Below are 19,506 nucleotides of genomic sequence, written 5' to 3' on the forward strand. Positions count from 1 at the left end.
ATCCTGATGACCGAACTACGCGTCGACGTGCTGCCCGTCACGCAGGACGTGGCCTGCGTCGCCGACGGACTCGACGCCGTGCCCGGCGACCTGCTGCGCCGCTGGCGGCTCGCGGGCGGCGTGCAGGTGCGCACGCTTGTCACGGCCCGTACGGAGGGGAGGCTGGCCGGGGCCGCCTTCGAGGTGCACAGGCCACTCACCGCGTACCGGAAGATCGTGGACGTGTGGGCGCCCGACGACGCGGTCGCCGACGTGCTCGTGCGCACCATCGAGGAGCGCGCCTGGCGGGAGGGCGCGGTGGCGGTCAAGCGGTGGTTCGCGGCGCGCGACGCGGCGTGGGAGCGCTCTCTCGGCCGCGGCTACCGGGAGGTGCCGGTGCCCACCTGGGCGGGCCCGGTCGTGGGCGGCCCGGAGATCGGCCACGGGCAGGTGCGCTGGCGCGGGCGGCCGCCCGCGCGGGCGCTGCCGTACATGCGCCAGACGACCGACTTCACCTGCGGGCCCGTGGCGCTGCAGATGGCCCTGGCCGGGCTGGGGCTGGGGGGCGAGCCCTCCCGTGAGGAGGAACTTCGGCTGTGGCGCGAGGCGACCACCGTGGCCGGCTGCGACCCGCTGGGCCTTGCGCTCGCCGCCGCGGGCCGGGGCGCCAGTCCCGAGGTGCTGCTGTCCACCGAGGCGCCGACCCTGCTGGAGCTGTGCCGTACGGACGAGGAGCGCGAGCTGCGGCGCTTCATCCAGACGGGCTTCCGGGCCGAGCTGTCCCGCAGGGGCGTCGGCGTGGAGACCGTCGCCTTCGACCTCGACCGGCTCCGCGCGGTCGTCGAGGGCGGCGGGGTGGCGCTCGTGCTGATCGAGCAGTTCGGCATGCACGACGAGAGCTGCCCGCACTGGATCGCCGTCCACGGGGTGGACGGGGACGTCTTCCACGTCAACGACCCGTGGACGGACACCCACCTGGGGGAGACCTATCTTGACGCGCTCGACCTGCCGCTGCCCGCCGCGACGCTCGACCGGCTCGCGTGGTACGGCCGACCGAGTTACCGGAGCATGATCGCGCTCAACTGACCGTTCAGTCGGAGGGCATCGAGACGAGTGTCAGCAGCCGGGCCGGCTCCGCGCCGGTCCGGTAGCCGTGCTCGGTCTCGGCGGAGAACCGCACGACGTCCCCCGCCCCGAGACGCACCTCGTACGTCGCGACCTCCAGGGTCACCGCGCCGGACAGCACGTAGGCGAACTCCTCCGACCCCCGCCCGTGGGGGGCGCTCTCGTGGGCGTGCTCCGGCGGCAGCGGCGTCTCGTACAGCTCGAAGCGGCGCCGGTCCAGGGAGCTCAGCAGGGTGCGCGCCGCGCCGTCGCCGGCGCGGCGCATCACCTGCGGCTCGTACAGCGGCGTCCGGGTGAGGTCGGCGAAGGACAGGTCGAGCGCCTCGGCCAGCCCCGCCAGCACCTCGACCGTGGGGTTGGCCAGGCCGCGCTCGATCTGCGACAGCAGCGCCTTGCTGAAGCCGGAGCGGTCCGCCAGATCGCGGATGCTGAGACCCCGCGTGTGCCGCGCGTGCCGCACGTTGCTCGCGATCGCCGCCCGCACCTGCTCCGAGAGCGCGCCCACCCGCCCATCACCCCCCTCGAAGTACGCCATTGTTCCACGAAGGGGGCACGTTGGGCATCAGACGCCGGGGTGCAGCACGCGGCTCAGGAACCCGCGGGTCCGCTCGTGCCTGGGGTCGGCGATGACCTGCTCGGGCGGCCCGTCTTCGACGATGACGCCGCCGTCCATGAACACCACGCGGTCGGCGACCTCGCGGGCGAATCCCATCTCGTGGGTGACGACCAGCATCGTCATGCCGTCCTCCGCGAGCTGCCGCATGACCGACAGCACGTCACCGACCAGCTCGGGGTCGAGCGCCGAGGTCGGCTCGTCGAACAGCATCAGCGAGGGGTTCATGGCGAGCGCGCGGGCGATCGCCACCCGCTGCTGCTGGCCGCCGGACAGCTGGGGCGGGTAGGCGTCGATCTTCTCGATGAGGCCGACCTTCTCCAGGTTCTCCCGGGCGACGCGATCGCACTCGTCCTTGCGCCGCTTGAGCACCCGCTCCTGGGCGATCGTGACGTTGCGCCGCACGGTCAGGTGGGGGAACAGGTTGAACTGCTGGAACACCATGCCGATGCGCCGCCGCGCGGCGTCGATGTCCACGTCGGGGTCGGTCAGGTCGACGCCGCCGACGACCACCGTGCCGGAGGTCGGCTGCTCCAGCAGGTTCACGCACCGCAGCAGGGTGGACTTGCCCGAGCCGGACGGCCCGATGACGCAGACGACCTGGCCGCTCTCGACCGTGAAGTCGATGCCCTTGAGGACTTCGAGCCTGCCGAACGACTTGTGCAGGTTCCTGATCTCGACAGTGCTCATCGGCCCGCTCCCTGACGCGCTTCGAGCCGCCTCGCGACGTACCCGAGGGGGATCGTGATCAGCAGATAGGTCAAGCCGCAGACGAGGATCGGCGTGGGGTTGGCGAACGTGGAGGACTGGTCGTTGCCGAACTTGGCCAGCTCGACCTGGGCGGCGGTGACGCCGAGGATCAGCACCAGCGACGAGTCCTTCAGCAGTGAGACGAGCTGGTTGGTGAGCGGCGGCAGCACGATCCTGATCGCCTGCGGGATGATGATCGACACCATCGCCCGCATGTGCGGCATGCCGAGCGAACGCGCCGCCTCCATCTGCCCCTTCGGCACCGCCTGGATGCCCGCCCGGAAGTTCTCGGCCATGTACGCCGCCGAGACGACGCCGAGCCCCAGCGCGGCGCTGCCGTACACTCCGCCGGGCAGTTCGAAGCCGGGGAACGCCAGCGGCAGGCTGCCGATCAGCAGGAAGATGAGCAGCATCGGCAGGCCGCGGAAGATCTCGATGTAGATCGCCGACACCCACCGGTACGGCGCGACCGAGGACAGCCGCATCAGGGCCAGCACCAGACCCAGGACGAAGCCGAGGACGAAGCCCGACACCGTGTAGATGACGGTGTTGCGAAGCGCCACCGTGAACAGGTCGGGCAGGCCCTGGCGTGCGACGTCCAGGTTGAAGAACGACTGGCGGATCGCCGCCCAGTCGGCCAGGGCGGCCAGGACGACGAGGACCACCACCAGCACGGCGTACTGGACGCCCCGGCTGATGCGCTGCTTCTTCCGCGGGCTGAGCCCCTTGCGGGGCTCAGCGGGGGAGGTGTCCTGCTGTTCGCTCACAGCACTCATGATCCGGCGGCGGGCGACTCGGTTTCGGTCTCGGCCGGGCTCTCGGCGCCCGAACCGTCACCGGACGTGGCGCCGGGCTCGGTGCCGAACCACTTCTTGTAGATCTCGTTGTAGGTGCCGTCGGACTTCGCGGCGGCGAGGACCTCGTCGACGACCTTCTTGAGCGCCTCGTTGTCCTTCTTCATGCCGATGCCGTACTGCTCACCGGTGTCGAGGCTCGCGACGTGCTCGAACTTGTCGCCGACGTCGCCCTTCTTCAGCCAGGTCAGCACGACCGGGAGGTCCTGCACGATCACGTCCGCCTGGCCGGTCTGCAGGCCGAGCAGCTCCTTGGGCGAGTCGGCGAACTCGATCGGCTCGAAGCCCTGCTTCTTGACGTAGTCGAGGCCGGTCGTGGACGCCTGCGCGCCGAGCTTGAGATTCTTGGCCTTGACGTCGTCCAGCGAGGTGATCCCGCTGCCCTTCTTGGCCATCAGCGCCTGGGTGGCGTCGAAGTACGGCTCGGAGAAGAGCAGGTTCTGCTGCCGCTCCGGCGTGATCGTCATACCGGCGGCGGCCACGTCGCACTTGCGGGCGTTCAGGGCGGCGCCGCTCTTGATCGCCGCGAAGTCGATGTCCACGATGTCCTGGGTCACGCCCAGCTTCTTCGCGACCAGGTCGACGATGTCCACGTCGAACCCGACGACCTTGTCGCCCTGGTTGAACTGGAACGGCTCGTACGGGATGTTCGTACAGGTCGTGATCTTTCCGGCGTTCACGAGGGCGACGCCGCCCGGGGCGGCCGAGGCCGTCGCCGTGCCCGAATCGGCGGAGTCGCTCCCGCAGGCGGACACGGCGAGCGCCGTCGCCAGCACCGCCGCGCCGATGCTCGCCGCTTTCCGATAGGTGGACCAGGGAGCCACACCGGCCTCCTTGTTGTGGTGCGAAAACAGTCTGAGGCGCAGTTTAAGCGTCCCTTATGACGGATTGGCCACTGCATGGGCCGGAGCCAGTAACGTCTGTGAAACCTGGTGTCAGGGGTTCAGGCCTTCCGTGAGCATGTTGAACCGTTCGAGCATCCGCGCGAGCAGCCGGACGTCCTCCTCCGGCCAGGCGGCCAGCAGTGTGCGCAGCTGGCCCTCGCGGGCGGCCCGCGCGTCGTCGAGCCGTCTGCGGCCCTCGGGGGTGAGAGCCAGCAGATGGGCCCGGCCGTCCTCCGGGTCGGGGCTCCGGCTGATCAGCCCCAGTTCCTCCAGCACCTTGAGCTGGCGGCTGATCGTCGCCCGGCCGACCCGAAGGTAGGCGGCCAGGTCGCTGGACCGCATCGGCGAGCTCTGGTCGATGCGGACCAGCAGGCCGTACGCGCCGGGGTCGAGCTCGGGATGCACCTTGCGTCCCATGCCGGCGGAGAACGCCTTGGCGCGCCGGAGCAGGATGGCGAGCTGCCGCTCGACCGCGCAGTACGCCTCGCGCTCGCCGGCCGTCGGCGGTCGGTGAGCGATCTCCGCCTGCGTCATGGCCTGCCTCCTTCTGCCTGCGGTGGGCAGGGCGTTCAGCCGCGCACCGCCTGGATGTCCAGCTCTACTTTCAGTGTCGCGCCGATGAGCGAGATCCCGGCCTGGACGACCTGGTTGTAGGTCATCGCGAAGTCCTCGCGGCGCAACTCGGTGACCGCGTGGAAGGCCGCCGGCAGCCCGCCCCACAGGTCCGGGCCGGCGCCCAGGTACGTCATGTCGAGATCGACCGGGCGGCTGACGCCGCTCAGCGTCAGCACGCCGTGTACCGTCCACCGGTCCGGGCCCGCCGGCGACAGCCCGGTGCTCCGGTAGGTGATCACCGGGTGCACCGGGACATCGAGGAAGTCCGCGGACCGCAGGTGATCATCGCGCATCCGGCTGCCGGTGTCGATGGACGCCGCGACGATCTCGGCGACCACCGACGACTCCTCCGGGGTGGCGCCCATGTCGATCCGGCCGGAGAACTCGGTGAACCGCCCCTGCACGCTGCTGAGACCGAGATGCCGGGCCGTGGCCGAGATCTTCGAGTGTTCCACGTCGATCGTCCACACGCCGGGCGGCGGGAGCTCGGTGCCGCCCTGCCGGGCCAGCACCAGCGTGCCGGCCTCGGCGGCGCCCGAGGCGGTCGCGATCGCGGTGGACGCGGCCGGCGCGTACCCGATCGCGGTCGCGACCACCGTGTACACGCCCGGCCGCAGCGGGGCGGTGGCGACCTGCCCGTCGGCGTCCGCCTCCGCCCGCGCCACCTGGCGGCCGGTCGTGTCCGTCACCGTGACGACCGCGTGCTGGACGGCCCAGCCGTCCTTGCTGCGGACCATGGCGTGCAGCCCCCCGGGGACCGTCTCCGGGACGCTCATCGCTCGTGTCCCAGCCACACGTCGTACGGCTCGTCGCCCTGGCCGCCCAGGTTCAGCGTGCTCGCCACGGGCGGGTAGCCGCTGGCGACGATGGTGTACTGCCCGCCGGTGAGGTCGGTGAAGGCGTACTCGCCGTCCTCGGCGGTGGTCGCCACGCCCACCACGTTGCCCGCGGCGTCGAGCAGCGTGACCCTGGCCTCGGCCAGCGGCACGCCGTCCTTGACGCGGACCGTGCCGCGCACCCGCGCGCCGGGCAGCAGCACGACGTCGTGCCGGGTCTGGCCGGTGCCCAGCACCTCGACGGGGACGGCGGCCGGACGGTACGCCGCGCCGCTGACCGTGAGCGTGTAGGTGCCGGCCACGACGCCGGAGAAGGAGAAGCCGCCCTCGGCGTCGGTCGCGCTCGTGGCCACGACCTCGCCGCGTACGTCGGTCACGACGACCACCGCCTCGGCGACCGGCGCACCGTCCGTCCCGCGCACGGTGCCGACGAGCCGGCCCGAGGCCGCGAGCACCATGTCGAAGTCCACCGGCTGGTCGCCCACGACCAGCGTCGCGACCTGCGGCTCCCGGTCGCCCGCCGACGCGATCAGCACGTACGTCCCGCCGCCCGGCGTCTGGAGCGCGTAGCCCCCGTCGTCCCGGGTGACCGTACGGCCGAGCTGGTGGCCGCGCACGTCGATCAGCGTGAGCGTGGCGCGGCCCACGGGCACGCCGTCCTGGCCCTTGACGAACCCGCGGATCTCCACGCCGCCCGGGCCGTGCGTGTCCATGGCGACGGCGGCGTACGGCTGGGCCTGCGTGGCGGTGAGAACCTGCGCGTTCAAGGGCTGCGCGTTCAGGGGTCGCGTGAGGGCGTGGCCGTTCGGCGAGGCGACCTCGGCGCCGGCCGTGATCGGCCGCTGCCTGTCGCGCTGCGCGTGACGTCCGGGCGCGGCGCCGTTGCGCTGGTGGGAGATCTCGGGAGTGAGGGTCTCGTCGGGTTCCCGCGCGTCGGCGCGGACGGTGATCGCGCTGGTCCGCAGCGGGATCTCCTTGATGAACAGCACGGCGATCAGCGCCAGGAAGGCGGCCGGCGCGGCGTAGAGGAACAGGTCGCCGACGCCGTGGCCGTACGCGCTCTCGACGACGGCGCGGATCGGGGCGGGCATCGCGGCGAGGTCGGGGATCGCGCCGCTGTCGCCGCCGGTCCCGCTGACGCCCAGCGCCGACAGGCCCTCCTCCAGGTAGTTCTTGACGCGGTGGACCATCACGGCGCCCAGCGCCGACACGCCGATCGCGCCACCGAGGGAACGGAAGAACGCGACGACGGAGCTGCCCGCGCCGAGGTCCTCCGCCCGCACCTCGTTCTGCACGGCCAGCACGAGGTTCTGCTGGCTCATGCCCACGCCCACGCCGACGAGGAACATGAAGACGGCCACGATCCAGTAGTCGGTGTCGTACCGCAGCGTGCCCATGAGCGCGAAGCCGGCGGTGAGGAAGAACGTGCCGGAGACCAGGAAGACCTTCCAGCGGCCGCTGCGGGTGATGATCTGCCCGGAGACGGTCGAGGAGAGCGCCAGGCCGAGGATCATCGGCAGCGTCATGAGGCCGGCCACTGTGGGCGTCTCGCCACGGGCGAGTTGGAAGTACTGGCTGAGGAAGGTCGTCGCGCCGAACATGGCCACGCCGACCAGCACGCTGGCGACCACGGAGAGGCTGACCGTCCGCATCCGGAACAGGCGCAGCGGGACGATGGGCTCACTGGCCTTCGTCTCGACCAGGAGGAACAGCGCCGCGAGCACGACGGCCCCGCCGACCATCGCGCCGGTCTGCCACGACAGCCAGTCGTACTTGTTGCCCGCGAAGGACACCCAGATCAGCAGCAGCGAGACCGAGGCGGCGATGAGGACCGCGCCGCCCCAGTCGATGCGCACCTCGCGCTTGACCACGGGCAGGTGCAGGGTCTTCTGCAGCACGATGAGCGAGATGATCGCGAACGGCACGCCGACGTAGAAGCACCAGCGCCAGCCGAGCCAGTCGGTGTCCACGATGAGGCCGCCGATCAGCGGGCCGCCGATCGTGGCGACCGCGAACACCGCCCCCAGGTAGCCCGAGTAGCGCCCCCGCTCCCGCGGCGGGATCATCGCCGCCATGATGACCTGGGAGAGCGCGGTGAGGCCGCCGACCCCCAGGCCCTGCACCACCCGCGCCGAGATCAGCATCGTGGGGTTCTGCGACAGGCCGGCGATGACGGACCCGATCACGTACACGGTCAGGCCGATCTGGATGAGCGCCTTCTTGCTCGTCAGGTCGGCCAGCTTGCCCCAGATCGGCGTCGAGACCGTCGCCGCGAGCAGGGTCGCGGTGATCACCCAGGTGTAGGTCGTCTCGTCCGCCTTCAGCTCCACCATGATGGTGGGAAGCGCGTTCGCCACGACGGTCGACGACAGGATCGCGACGAACATTCCGAGCAGCAGCCCCGAGAGCGCCTCCAGGATCTCCCGGTGCGTCATTCCCGGGGCCGCCGTTCCTGGCGGCGTCTCCTTGGTCATCGCGTTCGCCATCGCAGTCCTTCCCCGTACGATCAAACTTAGTTTCCCTAAGCAATCATAAACTGATCGTTGCTTCGGGCAATCAAATGGTCATGGGGCGGAGCTGACAAAGGCCCTGAACCGGCAGGCCAGGGCCTTGATCGACGTGTCAGGCTGTGATGCGTATCACCGGTAGTTGACGAACTGAAGGGCGATGTCGAGGTCCTTGCCCTTGAGCAGGGAGATCACCTCCTGGAGATCGTCCTTCTTCTTGGAGCTGACCCGGAGCTCCTCGCCCTGGATCTGCGCCTTCACGCCCTTCGGGCCCTCGTCCCGGATGAGCTTGGAGATCTTCTTGGCGTTCTCCTGGTCGATGCCCTCCTTGAGGGACACCACCAGGCGGTACTCCTTGCCGGACAGCTTCGGCTCGCCCGCGTCCAGGATCTTGAGGGACAGGTTGCGCCTGACGACCTTGTCCTTGAAGACGTCGAGGACCGCGTTGGCCCGCTCCTCGCTGTTCGCCTTGATCTCGATGTCCTTCTGCCCCGACCAGGAGATGCTCGCGCCGGTGCCCTTGAAGTCGAAGCGGTGCCCGACCTCCTTGACCGTCTGGTTCAGGGCGTTGTCGACCTCCTGCCGGTCGATCTTGCTCACCACGTCGAAACTGCTGTCGGCCATCGGTGTCCGTGTCCTCTCTCCGTTGCCCTTCGAGATTAGTGGGCGCGGATGTGATCAGAGGTCCTTCCGCATGACGACGCGGGGCGCCACCTCTATGCCGAGGGACCGTTCGTGCTCGACGAGCCCGGTGAGTTCGGGCCCCCACTCGTGAGGTCGTACGACATGGAAGCCGCGCCGGGCGTACCAGGGGGCGTTCCATGGCACGTCGCGGAACGTCGTCAGCGTCACCGCGGCGGTACCGGCCCGCGTGGCCGCCGCGCAGACGGCGTCGAGGAGCCGGGTCCCGATCCCCCGGTTGCCGTGGTCGGGATGTACGGCGATCTGTTCGAGGTGGGTCAGCCCGTCGACCATCCCGACCAGGGCGAACCCCACCGGCGGCCGGCCCGCCACGATGACACGCCCGGGGTCGTCGCACCCCTCGATGACCGTGGTGCCCGGCGGGAAGACGATGCCGAGCGGCACGAACATCCCGTCCGCCGCTGCCTCGATCTCCGCCAGGGCCGCGAGATCCGCCGGCTCAGCCTCTCTGATCACCGTCCCACTATGGCCGCCTGCCTGCCGCGCCCGCTCCCGGTTTTCTGGAGCCGTCTGCTCGCTGTGATCACGTGAGGAGGCCGTGCCGGAACCCATGTCACGTGCACCCGGGAAGTCCGCTATTCTTCTACCTGTCGCCGCAGCGAGCGGAAGACAAGGCAGGTTGCCCGAGTGGCCAAAGGGAGCGGTCTGTAAAACCGTCGGCTCAGCCTACCCAGGTTCGAACCCTGGACCTGCCACCAGCAGGAAAAGTAGCCCCTGATCAGCAGAGATGCCGGTCGGGGGCTTCTTCGTTTCTTGATCCCTGAGTACCCCCGATTCCCGTGATTGGCTCCGGCTGAGGGCAATGTCGGGGCACGCGATCGGGGGTGCTCCTGCGTGGACGCGCACGCCTCGCCCCCTGACGCTCCCACGTGTTTGGTAGGGCGGCACCTCGTCGTCGCTTGTGGTGCGTTCGGGGATGCCGTTATGGGTTCTCCTTCGCTGGCGACAGACCCTGGAGGGCGGCGTCGGCCGCGTGCAGGACGGTGATCCATGCGGGGTGGTCGAGGTAGGCATGGTCTGGGGCGGTGGGTCCGAGGTCATCGAGAACGCGAAGGAGGGCATTAACCACGAGCTGCACGTGGTCGGCTTCTTGCTCGTCCCGGAAGAGCTGAGGGATCAGTGATCGTGCGCCGGCTTGGTCGATGAACGTGTCGTCGATCAGCCAGTGAACGGCGGCAGTGAGGTCTGGCCACCCGTGTCCTGACCGCCAGTGTTGCTCTTGATATTCGCGGTCGGCGAGGGCTTGTAACGCGTTCAGGACGTCTCCACGTCGCTCTGGCCACTGGACCCGCCGTGCCGCGGAGGCGTGTTCGTGCACGACGCCACGCTACTGAGAGCCGGTACTTGGTAGGGAAAGCCTGGAGAAATATGCCAAGACACCTCCCTGAGCGGATCTCGCACGCATTGGAGTGGACCTGGAAGACCGCAGGTCCCGCGAAGCGCCAATGGCTAAGAGCGGCTTTCGCCAACGTCGGCTACGACCACCGGCACCTCTTCTCCGATCAGGGAGACAACGACTGAACGCTCCGCTGCGCAATGGACTTGCCTGGGTGTGGTGGGCGGGATGCTCCGCCGGCTCCCGCCTCGGCCGGCGGCGCCAGGAATTACCTCGGCATCCGTGAAACTGTCAGGGCCACCGCATAGCCTCGCATCGACTTCTCATAGCGACAGCCGTAGGGATGGCCATGGACAGCAGGGTTCTCTTCGAGACGGTGGCGCCCGTAATCCCCGTCCTTGATCTGGCTGCTGCACTCGAGCGTTACCGTCACCTGGGGTTTTCGGTGCGGAAATCCGAAGAGGACCCTAGATATGGCTTCGTCGCTCGGGGGTCGGTCTCGCTCCATCTGACTGAGTGGAATGAGCACGATCCTGCCCGCACTGCTGCTGCCGTGTATATCTATGTCTCAGACGCCGATGCCGTGTACGCCGAATGGGTCGCGGCGGACGTCGCCGGCCGCCTTGGCGAGCCTCACGACACTCCGTACGGACTCCGGGAGTTCGCCTACGTCGACCCTGACGGAACTCTGCATCGCGTCGGCTCGCCCATGCCGTGATTCGATCACGCGAGTGGCCCCCGCGCCGTGGCCAGCTCCTCGAGCTGCCGGACGACATGCTCTATCGGAGCGCTGGCGTCGATCTCCATGGTCGCGGTAGCCCGCAGCAGCGGCTCGACGACGCGCAGGTTCTCCATGATCGCGTCTCGTTCCTCCGGCCGTTTGCCGTACGGATTGTTGGTCCGCTCCCCGACCCGGGCCAACAGCACCTCCGCGGGTGCGCTCAGCAACACGACGTGGTCGAACAGCGGATAGAACCCGCCCTGGTTACTCTTACAGCCGGCCACGAACAAGGCGCCGTCCGTGTGGCCGACGAGCAGATCAGTCATCGCCTCCTCGCGCCACACCCAGTCCGGCGACCCGTCCGGGAGGGTGACCCAGTGGCTCCAATGGCCGTAGTCCGTGTCCACGACCCGGTGCCCTCGCGAGCCCAAGATCTGCAGAGCGGTCGATTTACCGGTCCCCGACATTCCGGTGATCAATATCTTGGCCGTCTTCATGTCGGGATTTACAGAGCCGTGGAGGCGGTGGTCTCGGGCACGAAGGCGATGCTGTCGAAGTGCTCGGCGAGCACGGTGGGCATGTAGCTGAGTTTGTAGGTGAAGCGCCTCGCCACCGCGCCGCCGTAGCTACGCATGCGGAGGGGCTCACCGAGCCACCTCGCCACAGCTCCGGGCCGTGGCCCGCTCCGCAGGTCGACCACATACTCGCCCGGGGAGGCTGTGGCCAGGTAGCTCTCCACGATCATGGGTTTGCGGACGAGTGGAACGCGGAAGGTGGCCGGAGGCCTGGCCGGGTTCACCTTTCCGAATCGCGGCCGGCGGGCTCGGAACCGGCCTGCTCCAAAGCCGGCGGGCCCATCGCGGTCGGTCATCTGCTGCCTCTCCTGGACGGCTTCGAGCTGAGGGGGTGGCCGCCGAGCCGGGCGGGGCGCCACATCCACAGCACCACCGCCACGAAGGCGATGGCGACCACCACGAAGAAGAGGGCGTACGGGAAGGACCGGCTGCCTTCCGCCGGCTCTTCGAGGGTCGCCGGTTCCACCACCGGAGCGATCGTGTCGATGAGGGTCTTCGCGGCCGCCCTGAGGTCGCCCTGGGGGGCGTGCGCGAGGTCCGCTCTCTGGGTGACCTGAAGCAGGTCCTGCCGCATCCCGTCGCCCGCCGCGTTGTTGACGAGCACGACCAGCCTGCGCCGTGGCAGCGGCAGCTCCTCTGCAGCAAGGCGCTGGTAGCCCTCGTAAGCGCTCACGCTCTCGGGAACGATCGCGGCGTCGGCGGACCTCTGGGCCAGCAGGTCCGCGATCTTCTGGGCAGACTCGGGGCGCAACTGGACGCCCCGATCACGCAGCGCATTCAGCTGCTCCGCGCCGAGGGTGTCGCGAATCAGAACCTCGTCGCCCTTCGCGGGATGGTCGAGGAGCCTTTCGGGCTGCTTGATGTCGTCCCTGACGAGCAGGACGTCGGGGTCGGTCACCCGCAGGTCCGCCAGTTCGCTGAGGCCCAACGCCTGCAGTTCCCCCCGCACGTCCCCGCCGGAGTACCGGCCGCCGCTGATCGCCCGGAGGACGTCGAGGTCGTAGGCGATCGTCACGGCCGGCACGTCGGCGCGCGGCGTGAAGGTCGCGGGATCGAGGGTCTCGACGGCCGGGGCGTAGCCGTCGCGGCGGAGCATCTCGGCGAAGGCCTCGGCGGCGTACCGCTGGTCCGCGGGCGCCTGCACGACCACCGCCACCGGCGGAGGGGAGAACGTCTCCGGGGTGGATTCGCCGGCGTCGCCCAGAGTCAGGAAGACGGCCACGACGGACACCACGACGAGCACGGCCGTTCCCCCTAGGGTCACGGCCAGACGCGCTCGCCGGTTCAGAGTCCGCCAGGTCCACCGGCGCTCGGCCGGTGGCTCGCCCACGAGAGAGGTGAGCATCCGCCGGACGATCTCGGGTGTGCTGGGTGAGCAGACGAGAGCGTCGGCGACGTCCTGGGTGGACTGCCTCCCCATGTCCTCGGGAGGAAAGGCCGCGTCCACGAGCCGTGCGTAGAGGACGCTCGCGTCACTACGGGAGTCGATCACGCTGCGGAAGCAGTTGCGCTGGAGCAGGGCCCGCTGGAGGTGCTGCCGCGCCGTGGGATTCGTGCCCGTGCGAGCCAGTTCCTCGACCGCGCCGCGGACGTCCTTGGCGTACATCAGCGCGTCGGCCAGCGCCTCGATGAAGGGGTTCCCCGCGCCGCTGCGGTACGCCACCGTCGTGTCCGCGGGACCCGCGGACAGGGCGGGAAGGGCGCCAGGCGGGGAGTGATCCGGCACGGGTTCGATCTCGGGCACCGCGCTGCCGGACAGTTCGACCAGTTGGAGTACCTTGGGCCGGTCCTTCTCGATCGACAGCGGCTCGGTGTCGCGGGCGAGCCGTGCCACCATCGTCGCCATGGGGACGTCGGACCGTGTGTAGAACTGGTAGCAGAGTTTCGAGGCCGTCTGGTCGCGGAGGCTCTCGGCCGCGTGTCCCCAGACCACCGTCTGCCCTCCCTCGGGGGCGTACCGCGCGAACGACAGCTTGATGGTGTGCTCGCTCGTGCTGCTGGTCCAGGTGGCGGCGGTGAACCTGGTCCGCGTCCCGTACGGCAGCAGCGCCGCGACGGTGTCCACGAACCGCAGCCGGTCGATCATGGGGACGGCGTCGGCGCCCACCACGCACACCGGCCGGCCGTTCAGCAGCAGCGCCGCCGCCGAGAGCGCGTCCGGCCCGGGAGAGACCGCCTCCGGGTCGTACGGGGGCACGTCGACGGTCAGCGGAGGCCGCGGCTCCAGCGGCAACGCGGCGAAGGCCGTGTAGAGCGCCGTGTACGACACGGGCCGATCGACGAGCTGCTCGTACGGCACGTAGAACCAGCGGGTGTAGGCGATCCTGCGGTTGGCGAAGTCGTGGTGACCGGACCATTCCCGGATCGCCAGGACCACATAGTGGGATATTTCCCCGTTCTCGCTGATCTTCGCGGTCCCGATCGTCACCTGCGGCAGGTCGACGGCGGTGCCCGCGGTGTAACGGTCCCTGAGCTTCTCGAACACCTCGTGATCGAGTCGTCCGTCGCTCCAGTTCAGTAGACCGTATTCGTCATAGCTGCCGGGTCGCTTGCCCTCCAGCGCCCACTCGAATCCGATCACCGGGAGCCGCCGGAGGCGAGGCGCTGCCCGAGCCACAGCATGGGCTCGACGACGTTGATGGGATGGACCTGTCCCCGGATGCGCAGGTCCTTGCCCGCCTCGGGCAGCAGGTTCTGGTAGTCGTGCCAGTCGAACGTCTTGGTCTGCGGCCGTACGAAGAAGCCGATCGACGAGGTGACGAAGAACTCGACGCGGGTGCGGTCGAAGAACTGGTCCAGGGCGTTGACGACCATGTCCGCGTTGCCGCTCGCGGACACCTCGCACAGTGCCCGGAACAGGTCCCGGGCGTCCTCGCTGCTCACGCGGGGAAATCCGTACTCGTCGTCCGGCGCGGGGTCGAGCAGGTTCAGTTTCTCCGCGGTCTCGAGCACGCGGGGGTCGTCGAACTTGGTGATGCAGACGGCGACGTGATGGGGAAGCTTCCCGTCCCGGAGTTCGCCGGTCTCCAGCATCTTCTCGGCCAGGCGGGTGAGCGGCGGGTGCAGGTGATTGAAGGCGTCACCGAGCTCGAACTCCCGGATGGGGTCGAAAAGGAAGACCAGGCCCCGGCTCTTCACCAGGTTGTCCATCAGGCGTCGTCGCGGGTCGTCGACGCCCCCCGAGCCGTTCCCCGTACGGAGGGGGGCCGCGCTGAACAGACCCCCGGGCGCGTCGACCATGCTGATGCCGATCTTCAGCGGCGGGGCGGGCCGGAGCCTGCGCCACCACCGGCGCTTGTGCCGCTCGGTCGGCCCGACCAGCGTCCAGCGGTAGTGCTCCAGGCTCTGGCTCGCCTCGGGGAAGACTCTTCCGCTCGACAGCGCGTTCGTTCTCTCGATGAGGTAGTCGGACGAGGCGGCGTCGGAGCCGATGATCTTCCAGTCGTCCTTCCGTCGCATCAGCGCGATGTTCAGGGCGGCCAGAAGCGTGGTCTTGCCGCTGCCGGGGGCGCCCCACATGGCGATGTCGTGTGCCGGTGGTCCCGGCGCCGGATCGGACTGCATGCCTGGTCTCACTCCGTCTCGTCGAGGAGGGGGAACGGGATGGGGAGGGCGGCGGGCGCACTCAGCCCCAGATCGGTGGCCAGCCCCCGGATGTCGAGGGCGTCGAGATGCGCGACGGCGTCCGCGCCGAGCTGACGCCAGGCCGGGTGCGCGGAGGCGTCCCGGCGGTCGCAGATCGCGGCGAGCAGGGTGTCCGGCCGGCGCTGGACGCGACTCAGGAGTGACTGCCAGTCGTGCGGGTGCGGGCAGGGCAGGATCAACGACCGGTTCGCGCGCACCGGATGCGGCGGGCGGTCGCCGACTGTGAGCAGGACCGTGCGCATGTGCTCCGACGTCGAGAGCCGACGGGCCACGGCGTCCAGCATGTCCTCCAGCTGGGCGGCGTGCGGGTAGTAGGGATAGCCCTCGGTGATCGCGCCGCGCTCCTCCAGCGGCTCCAGAGCGGCGAGGGCGTGCTCGGGCGCGACCTGCCAGGCGGCGACCTCCACCGGATGCTCTCCTTGCGACCGGTCGTCGTAGGAGTGCGCGCCGTACGCCACGAGGGAGACCCGTAGGAGGCCGGCGAGCTCGGCGGACAGGAAACTGACCACCTGGCGCACCCGGCTCAGTCGCTCCTCCACCTTGGCGTCGGGCCCGCACACCTCCACCGCGCAGATCAGATGCGCCGGCCCGGTCCGGGGCGGCAGCTGTGACGGCGCCGCGGCGACGAGGTCGCTCCAGTCGCGCGGGTCACGGGTCAGCTCGCCCAGGCCGGTGAACCGCACCTTTCCCGGCCGCATCAGCTCGGCCGTCAGCAGGTAACGCCCAGGGGTGAGCCTGGCGCTGTGCACCGACAGCAGCCGGGGCTCCCGGCCCTGCCAGGTGACCACGGCGAACGCGGTGCCGTACTCGTCGCCGGGCTCGCAGCGGACGGTCACCTCGGCCCGGGTGCCGGGGACGGCGCCGATCGGGAACAGCTGCTTGCTCCCCAGCCGCAGTCGCCCGCTCGGGTGGTCGGCACGCATCACGACCAGGTCGTACGACCGAGACAGCGGGTCGGAGGCCAGGACGTCCTCGACGATCGCGGTGACCGGCCCGTCGACGGGGTGGACGGCGGCGGGCCGCTCCTCGCTCAGCCAGCCGAGCACACGGCTCGCCTCCGCGCCGTCCGGAAACGAGCAGACGAGGACGACCTCGTCGGCGGACGGCAGGTCGGCGGCCCGGAGCACGGCCTGCCGGGGGGACTCGTCCCCCCACCCGTGCTCGGAGGTCAGGTCGCCCCACGACAGCGACCAGTAGTGGCAGCGAGGCCTGCCGTTGTCGTCCCGGTGGATCCGGAAGACGGTCATCGCGTCGGCTGCGACCTCGACGATCGTGAGGCGGCCGGTGGCGGTGAGCCCCGCAACGGCCCGGGCGACGGCCTTGCGAAGCAGAGCCTTGTCGGGCTCTGGCACGAATCCTCCGGTTATCGTCCTATTCGTCGCCCACGTCCCTTTATGTCAAGTCCACAACTACGAAGAGACGACTTGTCATAACGCTAGGCTTCTTGTTGTGTCGTTGCGTCGAATCATTGTCAGTTTCCCGCAATCTCACGACCGGGATCTACGATAGCCCGCGTCGCGTGCGTTATGCCACGTCGCAATATGGCGCTCCAGGTGGGGCCGCGTAGGCGAGGAGAAACATGAGACGGTTTCTGATTGCGCTGTCCGGAGCGCGGCCGGAGGTGCTCGAACGGTGCCCGACGGAGTACGGGAAGTTCGAGGGCATCGGCGGCGCCGTGCTCACCACGGCCGTCCTCGCGGTCGTCTCGATGACGTTCGCCCTGAACAGCGCCCTGGGCGTCAACGTCGTCCTGGCGGTCATCGCGGCGCTTGTCTGGGGCCTGATGATCCTAAGCCTCGACCGCTGGCTGGTCACCACGATGCGGGCGGACGCCCCGCGCCGCTGGCCGCTGGCCGTTCCGCGCGTTCTCATGGCACTCCTGCTCGGTTTCGTCATCTCCACGCCATTGGTGCTGCAGATTTTCCGGTCCGAGATAGATGCTCAAATCGTGCAAATCAAGCAGCGGCGTGCGGACGTGTTCGTCGCGCAGCAGCAGCAGGGCAACGTCGGCAAGGACGTCGGCCAGCTCCGCAAGGAGGTGGCGGATCTGGAGAAGGTCATTTCCTCCGGTGGCGACGTGCCCATCGACACCGAGCAGGACCCGGGCGTCAAGGCGTTGACCGTCGAGCGCGCCAGACAGCAGAAACTGGCCGACAAGCACTACGACGAGTGGCAGTGCCAGTTGTACGGAGGGCCCTCGTGCCCGAAGAAGGGCGACGGTCCTCTCGCGCAGGACAGCCGGCGCGCGTACGAGAAGGACAAGCGGCGGATCGACCTGATCAACCGGCAGATCGAGAACCGCAAGCGGGAGTTGAGCGCGAGTAGCGAGGAGGCCAAGCAGGCCCGCCTCGCCAGCGCGCAGGAGGCCCTGCCCAAGGCGAAGGCGCAGCTCGACGCGGGGATCAAACGGCAGGCGGACCTCCAGGCGTCCTTCGACGCCGAGAATATGGCGACCAACGGCCTGCTCATCCGCATCCAGGCGCTCAACGAGGTGACCGGCAAGGACGCCAGCCTCAGCGTCACCCGCCTGCTGCTGTTCCTGTTGTTCCTCCTCATCGAGTGCCTGCCGATCGCGGTCAAGCTGATGCAGCGGCCGGGCAACTACGAGAAGGTCCTCGCGCTGGCCGAGAAGCACGAGTTCCGGGACGCGCGGGGCACTTTCGCCTCGTCCGGCACGTCCGGTCCGGGGACGTCCGTCCCGCCCTCGGCCCGCTCCCAGGACGTCTGGCGCATCTGGTCCCGTACGGGCGAAACGGGCCCCCAGCCGGTCGTGACCATTCCCGAGGGCGGCGCGCCGTACCCGGCGGGCCCGACCGGCACCCGCGCGGAGACCGTCGGCGAGACCGACGTGTACGACTCGCTGGAGGACCAGGAGCTGAGACGGATGCCGGACGACAGGACCATGCGGGTGCCGCGGACCGGCGCCGAACGCCACGGGGGAGTCGAGCTGCTGCCCGATGACGACTGACGCTCCCATGGCGAGCCCCGGGCGGATGATCAGAGACCGTTACGAGCTGAGGTCCCAGCTCGGCCGTGGCGGCATGGGCACGGTCTGGCTCGCGAAGGACAGGATGCTCGGCCGGCTCGTCGCGCTCAAGGAAATCGCCCTGACGCCGTACGGGGAGAGGATCGAGGTCCAGCGGGCGAGGGCTCTGCGGGAGGCTCGGTCCCTGGCCCGGATCGGGCATCCCGCGATCGCCGGGATCTACGACGTCTTCGAGGAGGGCGGCTCGCCGTGGATCGTCATGGTCTACGTCGAGGGCGGCTCCCTGGACGACCTGATGCGGCGGCGGCGGTTGTCCGAGGGCGAGATCGCCACCATGGGACGCGAGGTGCTGGCCGGGCTGACGGCCGCGCACGCAGCGCACGTGCTGCACCGCGACGTCAAGCCGGCCAACATCGTCGTGGGGCATGACGGCAGGGCGGTTCTGGTCGACTTCGGCATCGCCCACATCGTCGGCGAGAGCGGGCTCACCTCGCGCAGCACCCTGCTCGGCACCACGGAGTTCATGGCGCCGGAGCGGGTCGACGGGCGAGCGGTGGGACCGGCCGCCGATCTGTGGTCGCTCGGAGTCACGTTCTTCTGCGCGCTGGAAGGCTACTCGCCCTTCCGGCGGGACAACCCCTACGCGACCGTGCACGCCGTCTGCAGCGAAGGACTTCCGCGGCCTCGCCGCCCCGGGCCGTTGTACGACGTGATCGCCGGGCTGCTCAGGAAGGACCCCGGCCTCCGGATGGGGGCGGCCGAACTCGACCGCCGGTTGACGGCGATCCTCGCGCCGCCGCGGTCCACGCCGCCGAGGCGGCCGCCGCACTCACCGCCACAGACACCGCAGCAGCCGCCGCCGTCGTCACCGCGCGTGTCGCCGCGCGGTTCTTCTCCACACAGCTCTTCTCCGCGCGGCTCTTCTCCGCACAGCGCCGCCGCGGCGCTGGCCGCGATGCCGCCCGGTGCGGCCGGACAGGCGTTGGACGCCATGGCGGGCGATCCCTCCCGGGCGGCCGAGGTGCTGGCCCTGCTGCCGCCCGGCCAGGCAGGGCGGGTGATCGGTCACATGACCGCGGCGGGAGCGGCCGCGCTGCTGCGGCAGATGCGGGCGAGCCGGGGCGCGAGCATCCTGGCGGACGTGGCCGATCGGGTCGCCGCGGACATCCTCAACGCGCTCGGCGTCACGCCCGCCGCGGTCCGGCTGGTCGAGGCGATGACGACCCGGCGGGCCCGGCAGGTGCTGGAGTACGTGCCCCCGCCTGTCACCGCGGCCCTGCTCCGGGCGACCACCGACGGCCGCGCCGAGCGCCTTCTGGCCGGGCTCAGCCCCGCCGTACGCGCCCAGATCGCCACCGCCGGCTGAACCCGTGGACGA

At 69.8% G+C, this 19,506-nt stretch carries 19 protein-coding genes and 1 tRNA gene; 5 read left to right on the top strand and 15 right to left on the bottom strand.

What is annotated here, in order from left to right; translation table 11 throughout:
- The first annotated feature begins 6 nt into the window (after positions 1 to 6).
- The gene (locus HHX41_RS20080; protein WP_182907197.1) at positions 7 to 1,065 is read left to right on the top strand and encodes a peptidase C39 family protein; all 1,059 of its coding nucleotides are present in this window, start codon (positions 7 to 9) and stop codon (positions 1,063 to 1,065) included.
- Between the two features lie 4 nt (positions 1,066 to 1,069).
- On the opposite strand, the gene HHX41_RS20085 is transcribed toward HHX41_RS20080, so the two are convergent.
- From HHX41_RS20085 to HHX41_RS20125, 9 genes are all read right to left on the bottom strand, one after another.
- On the bottom strand, positions 1,070 to 1,609 hold the full coding sequence (locus HHX41_RS20085; protein ID WP_182907198.1) for a helix-turn-helix domain-containing protein: 540 nt from the start codon (positions 1,607 to 1,609) through the stop codon (positions 1,070 to 1,072).
- Between the two features lie 57 nt (positions 1,610 to 1,666).
- Positions 1,667 to 2,407, bottom strand: a complete 741-nt coding sequence (locus HHX41_RS20090) for an amino acid ABC transporter ATP-binding protein (protein ID WP_182907199.1) — start codon at positions 2,405 to 2,407, stop codon at positions 1,667 to 1,669.
- Positions 2,404 to 3,243, bottom strand: coding sequence for an amino acid ABC transporter permease (locus HHX41_RS20095; protein WP_182907200.1), 840 nt, complete (start codon positions 3,241 to 3,243; stop codon positions 2,404 to 2,406). The genes HHX41_RS20090 and HHX41_RS20095 overlap by 4 nt, the downstream gene beginning before the upstream one ends.
- Positions 3,240 to 4,145, bottom strand: coding sequence for an ABC transporter substrate-binding protein (locus HHX41_RS20100; RefSeq protein ID WP_182907201.1), 906 nt, complete (start codon positions 4,143 to 4,145; stop codon positions 3,240 to 3,242). The genes HHX41_RS20095 and HHX41_RS20100 overlap by 4 nt, the downstream gene beginning before the upstream one ends.
- A 111-nt stretch (positions 4,146 to 4,256) precedes the next feature.
- Positions 4,257 to 4,739 (bottom strand): MarR family winged helix-turn-helix transcriptional regulator, encoded by a 483-nt coding sequence (locus HHX41_RS20105; protein ID WP_182907202.1) that lies wholly within the window; start codon positions 4,737 to 4,739, stop codon positions 4,257 to 4,259.
- A 35-nt stretch (positions 4,740 to 4,774) separates the two neighbouring features.
- Positions 4,775 to 5,596, bottom strand: coding sequence for a YceI family protein (locus HHX41_RS20110; RefSeq protein ID WP_182907203.1), 822 nt, complete (start codon positions 5,594 to 5,596; stop codon positions 4,775 to 4,777).
- On the bottom strand, positions 5,593 to 8,142 hold the full coding sequence (locus HHX41_RS20115; protein WP_220504252.1) for an MFS transporter: 2,550 nt from the start codon (positions 8,140 to 8,142) through the stop codon (positions 5,593 to 5,595). The genes HHX41_RS20110 and HHX41_RS20115 overlap by 4 nt, the downstream gene beginning before the upstream one ends.
- A 153-nt stretch (positions 8,143 to 8,295) precedes the next feature.
- A complete protein-coding gene (locus HHX41_RS20120) occupies positions 8,296 to 8,787 on the bottom strand; it encodes a YajQ family cyclic di-GMP-binding protein (protein ID WP_182907204.1) in 492 nt (163 codons plus the stop codon).
- A gap of 54 nt (positions 8,788 to 8,841) precedes the next feature.
- Positions 8,842 to 9,321: a GNAT family N-acetyltransferase gene (locus HHX41_RS20125; protein ID WP_310742081.1), complete on the bottom strand. Its 480-nt coding sequence runs from the start codon at positions 9,319 to 9,321 to the stop codon at positions 8,842 to 8,844.
- Positions 9,322 to 9,478: 157 nt separating this feature from the next.
- Here HHX41_RS20125 and HHX41_RS20130 point away from each other — a divergent pair.
- Positions 9,479 to 9,563, top strand: a tRNA-Tyr gene (locus HHX41_RS20130).
- 224 nt (positions 9,564 to 9,787) lie between these two features.
- Here the strand turns inward: HHX41_RS20130 and HHX41_RS20135 are convergent.
- The gene (locus HHX41_RS20135) at positions 9,788 to 10,183 is read right to left on the bottom strand and encodes an SCO4402 family protein (protein WP_182907205.1); all 396 of its coding nucleotides are present in this window, start codon (positions 10,181 to 10,183) and stop codon (positions 9,788 to 9,790) included.
- A gap of 367 nt (positions 10,184 to 10,550) precedes the next feature.
- On the opposite strand from HHX41_RS20135, the gene HHX41_RS20140 reads away from it, so the two are divergent.
- Positions 10,551 to 10,919 carry a VOC family protein gene (locus HHX41_RS20140; protein ID WP_182907206.1) on the top strand — a complete coding sequence of 123 codons (369 nt, stop codon included), beginning with the start codon at positions 10,551 to 10,553 and terminating at the stop codon, positions 10,917 to 10,919.
- A gap of 5 nt (positions 10,920 to 10,924) precedes the next feature.
- On the opposite strand, the gene HHX41_RS20145 is transcribed toward HHX41_RS20140, so the two are convergent.
- From HHX41_RS20145 to HHX41_RS20165, 5 genes are read right to left on the bottom strand one after another with little or no spacing between them, the layout of a single operon-like run.
- A complete protein-coding gene (locus HHX41_RS20145; RefSeq protein ID WP_220504253.1) occupies positions 10,925 to 11,419 on the bottom strand; it encodes an AAA family ATPase in 495 nt (164 codons plus the stop codon).
- Between the two features lie 8 nt (positions 11,420 to 11,427).
- A complete protein-coding gene (locus HHX41_RS20150) occupies positions 11,428 to 11,793 on the bottom strand; it encodes an erythromycin esterase family protein (RefSeq protein WP_182907207.1) in 366 nt (121 codons plus the stop codon).
- Positions 11,790 to 14,078: a hypothetical protein gene (locus tag HHX41_RS20155; protein ID WP_182907208.1), complete on the bottom strand. Its 2,289-nt coding sequence runs from the start codon at positions 14,076 to 14,078 to the stop codon at positions 11,790 to 11,792. The genes HHX41_RS20150 and HHX41_RS20155 overlap by 4 nt, the downstream gene beginning before the upstream one ends.
- The gene (locus HHX41_RS20160) at positions 14,075 to 15,061 is read right to left on the bottom strand and encodes a hypothetical protein (protein WP_182907209.1); all 987 of its coding nucleotides are present in this window, start codon (positions 15,059 to 15,061) and stop codon (positions 14,075 to 14,077) included. Before HHX41_RS20160 ends, HHX41_RS20155 begins: the two co-directional genes overlap by 4 nt.
- A gap of 8 nt (positions 15,062 to 15,069) precedes the next feature.
- Positions 15,070 to 16,494: a hypothetical protein gene (locus HHX41_RS20165; RefSeq protein WP_182907210.1), complete on the bottom strand. Its 1,425-nt coding sequence runs from the start codon at positions 16,492 to 16,494 to the stop codon at positions 15,070 to 15,072.
- A 227-nt stretch (positions 16,495 to 16,721) separates the two neighbouring features.
- Here HHX41_RS20165 and HHX41_RS20170 point away from each other — a divergent pair, with 227 nt between their 5' ends.
- Both HHX41_RS20170 and HHX41_RS20175 read left to right on the top strand, forming a co-directional pair.
- A complete protein-coding gene (locus HHX41_RS20170) occupies positions 16,722 to 18,110 on the top strand; it encodes a DUF4407 domain-containing protein (protein WP_182907211.1) in 1,389 nt (462 codons plus the stop codon).
- Positions 18,100 to 19,494: a protein kinase domain-containing protein gene (locus HHX41_RS20175; RefSeq protein ID WP_182907212.1), complete on the top strand. Its 1,395-nt coding sequence runs from the start codon at positions 18,100 to 18,102 to the stop codon at positions 19,492 to 19,494. The genes HHX41_RS20170 and HHX41_RS20175 overlap by 11 nt, the downstream gene beginning before the upstream one ends.
- Positions 19,495 to 19,506: the final 12 nt, after the last annotated feature.

The organism is Microbispora sp. H13382 (genome assembly GCF_014161445.1).
GTDB lineage: Bacteria > Actinomycetota > Actinomycetes > Streptosporangiales > Streptosporangiaceae > Microbispora.

What these genes read in the sequence shown, in the direction of transcription:
- HHX41_RS20120 (WP_182907204.1), bottom strand. Translation starts at nt 8,787, where the DNA reads ATGGCCGACAGCAGTTTCGACGTGGTGAGCAAGATCGACCGGCAGGAG.
- HHX41_RS20095 (WP_182907200.1), bottom strand. Translation starts at nt 3,243, where the DNA reads ATGAGTGCTGTGAGCGAACAGCAGGACACCTCCCCCGCTGAGCCCCGC.
- HHX41_RS20170 (WP_182907211.1), top strand. Translation starts at nt 16,722, where the DNA reads ATGAGACGGTTTCTGATTGCGCTGTCCGGAGCGCGGCCGGAGGTGCTC.
- HHX41_RS20175 (WP_182907212.1), top strand. Translation starts at nt 18,100, where the DNA reads ATGACGACTGACGCTCCCATGGCGAGCCCCGGGCGGATGATCAGAGAC.
- HHX41_RS20080 (WP_182907197.1), top strand. Translation starts at nt 7, where the DNA reads ATGACCGAACTACGCGTCGACGTGCTGCCCGTCACGCAGGACGTGGCC.
- HHX41_RS20105 (WP_182907202.1), bottom strand. Translation starts at nt 4,739, where the DNA reads ATGACGCAGGCGGAGATCGCTCACCGACCGCCGACGGCCGGCGAGCGC.
- HHX41_RS20090 (WP_182907199.1), bottom strand. Translation starts at nt 2,407, where the DNA reads ATGAGCACTGTCGAGATCAGGAACCTGCACAAGTCGTTCGGCAGGCTC.
- HHX41_RS20110 (WP_182907203.1), bottom strand. Translation starts at nt 5,596, where the DNA reads ATGAGCGTCCCGGAGACGGTCCCCGGGGGGCTGCACGCCATGGTCCGC.
- HHX41_RS20160 (WP_182907209.1), bottom strand. Translation starts at nt 15,061, where the DNA reads ATGCAGTCCGATCCGGCGCCGGGACCACCGGCACACGACATCGCCATG.
- HHX41_RS20115 (WP_220504252.1), bottom strand. Translation starts at nt 8,142, where the DNA reads ATGGCGAACGCGATGACCAAGGAGACGCCGCCAGGAACGGCGGCCCCG.
- HHX41_RS20140 (WP_182907206.1), top strand. Translation starts at nt 10,551, where the DNA reads ATGGACAGCAGGGTTCTCTTCGAGACGGTGGCGCCCGTAATCCCCGTC.
- HHX41_RS20150 (WP_182907207.1), bottom strand. Translation starts at nt 11,793, where the DNA reads ATGACCGACCGCGATGGGCCCGCCGGCTTTGGAGCAGGCCGGTTCCGA.
- HHX41_RS20145 (WP_220504253.1), bottom strand. Translation starts at nt 11,419, where the DNA reads ATGAAGACGGCCAAGATATTGATCACCGGAATGTCGGGGACCGGTAAA.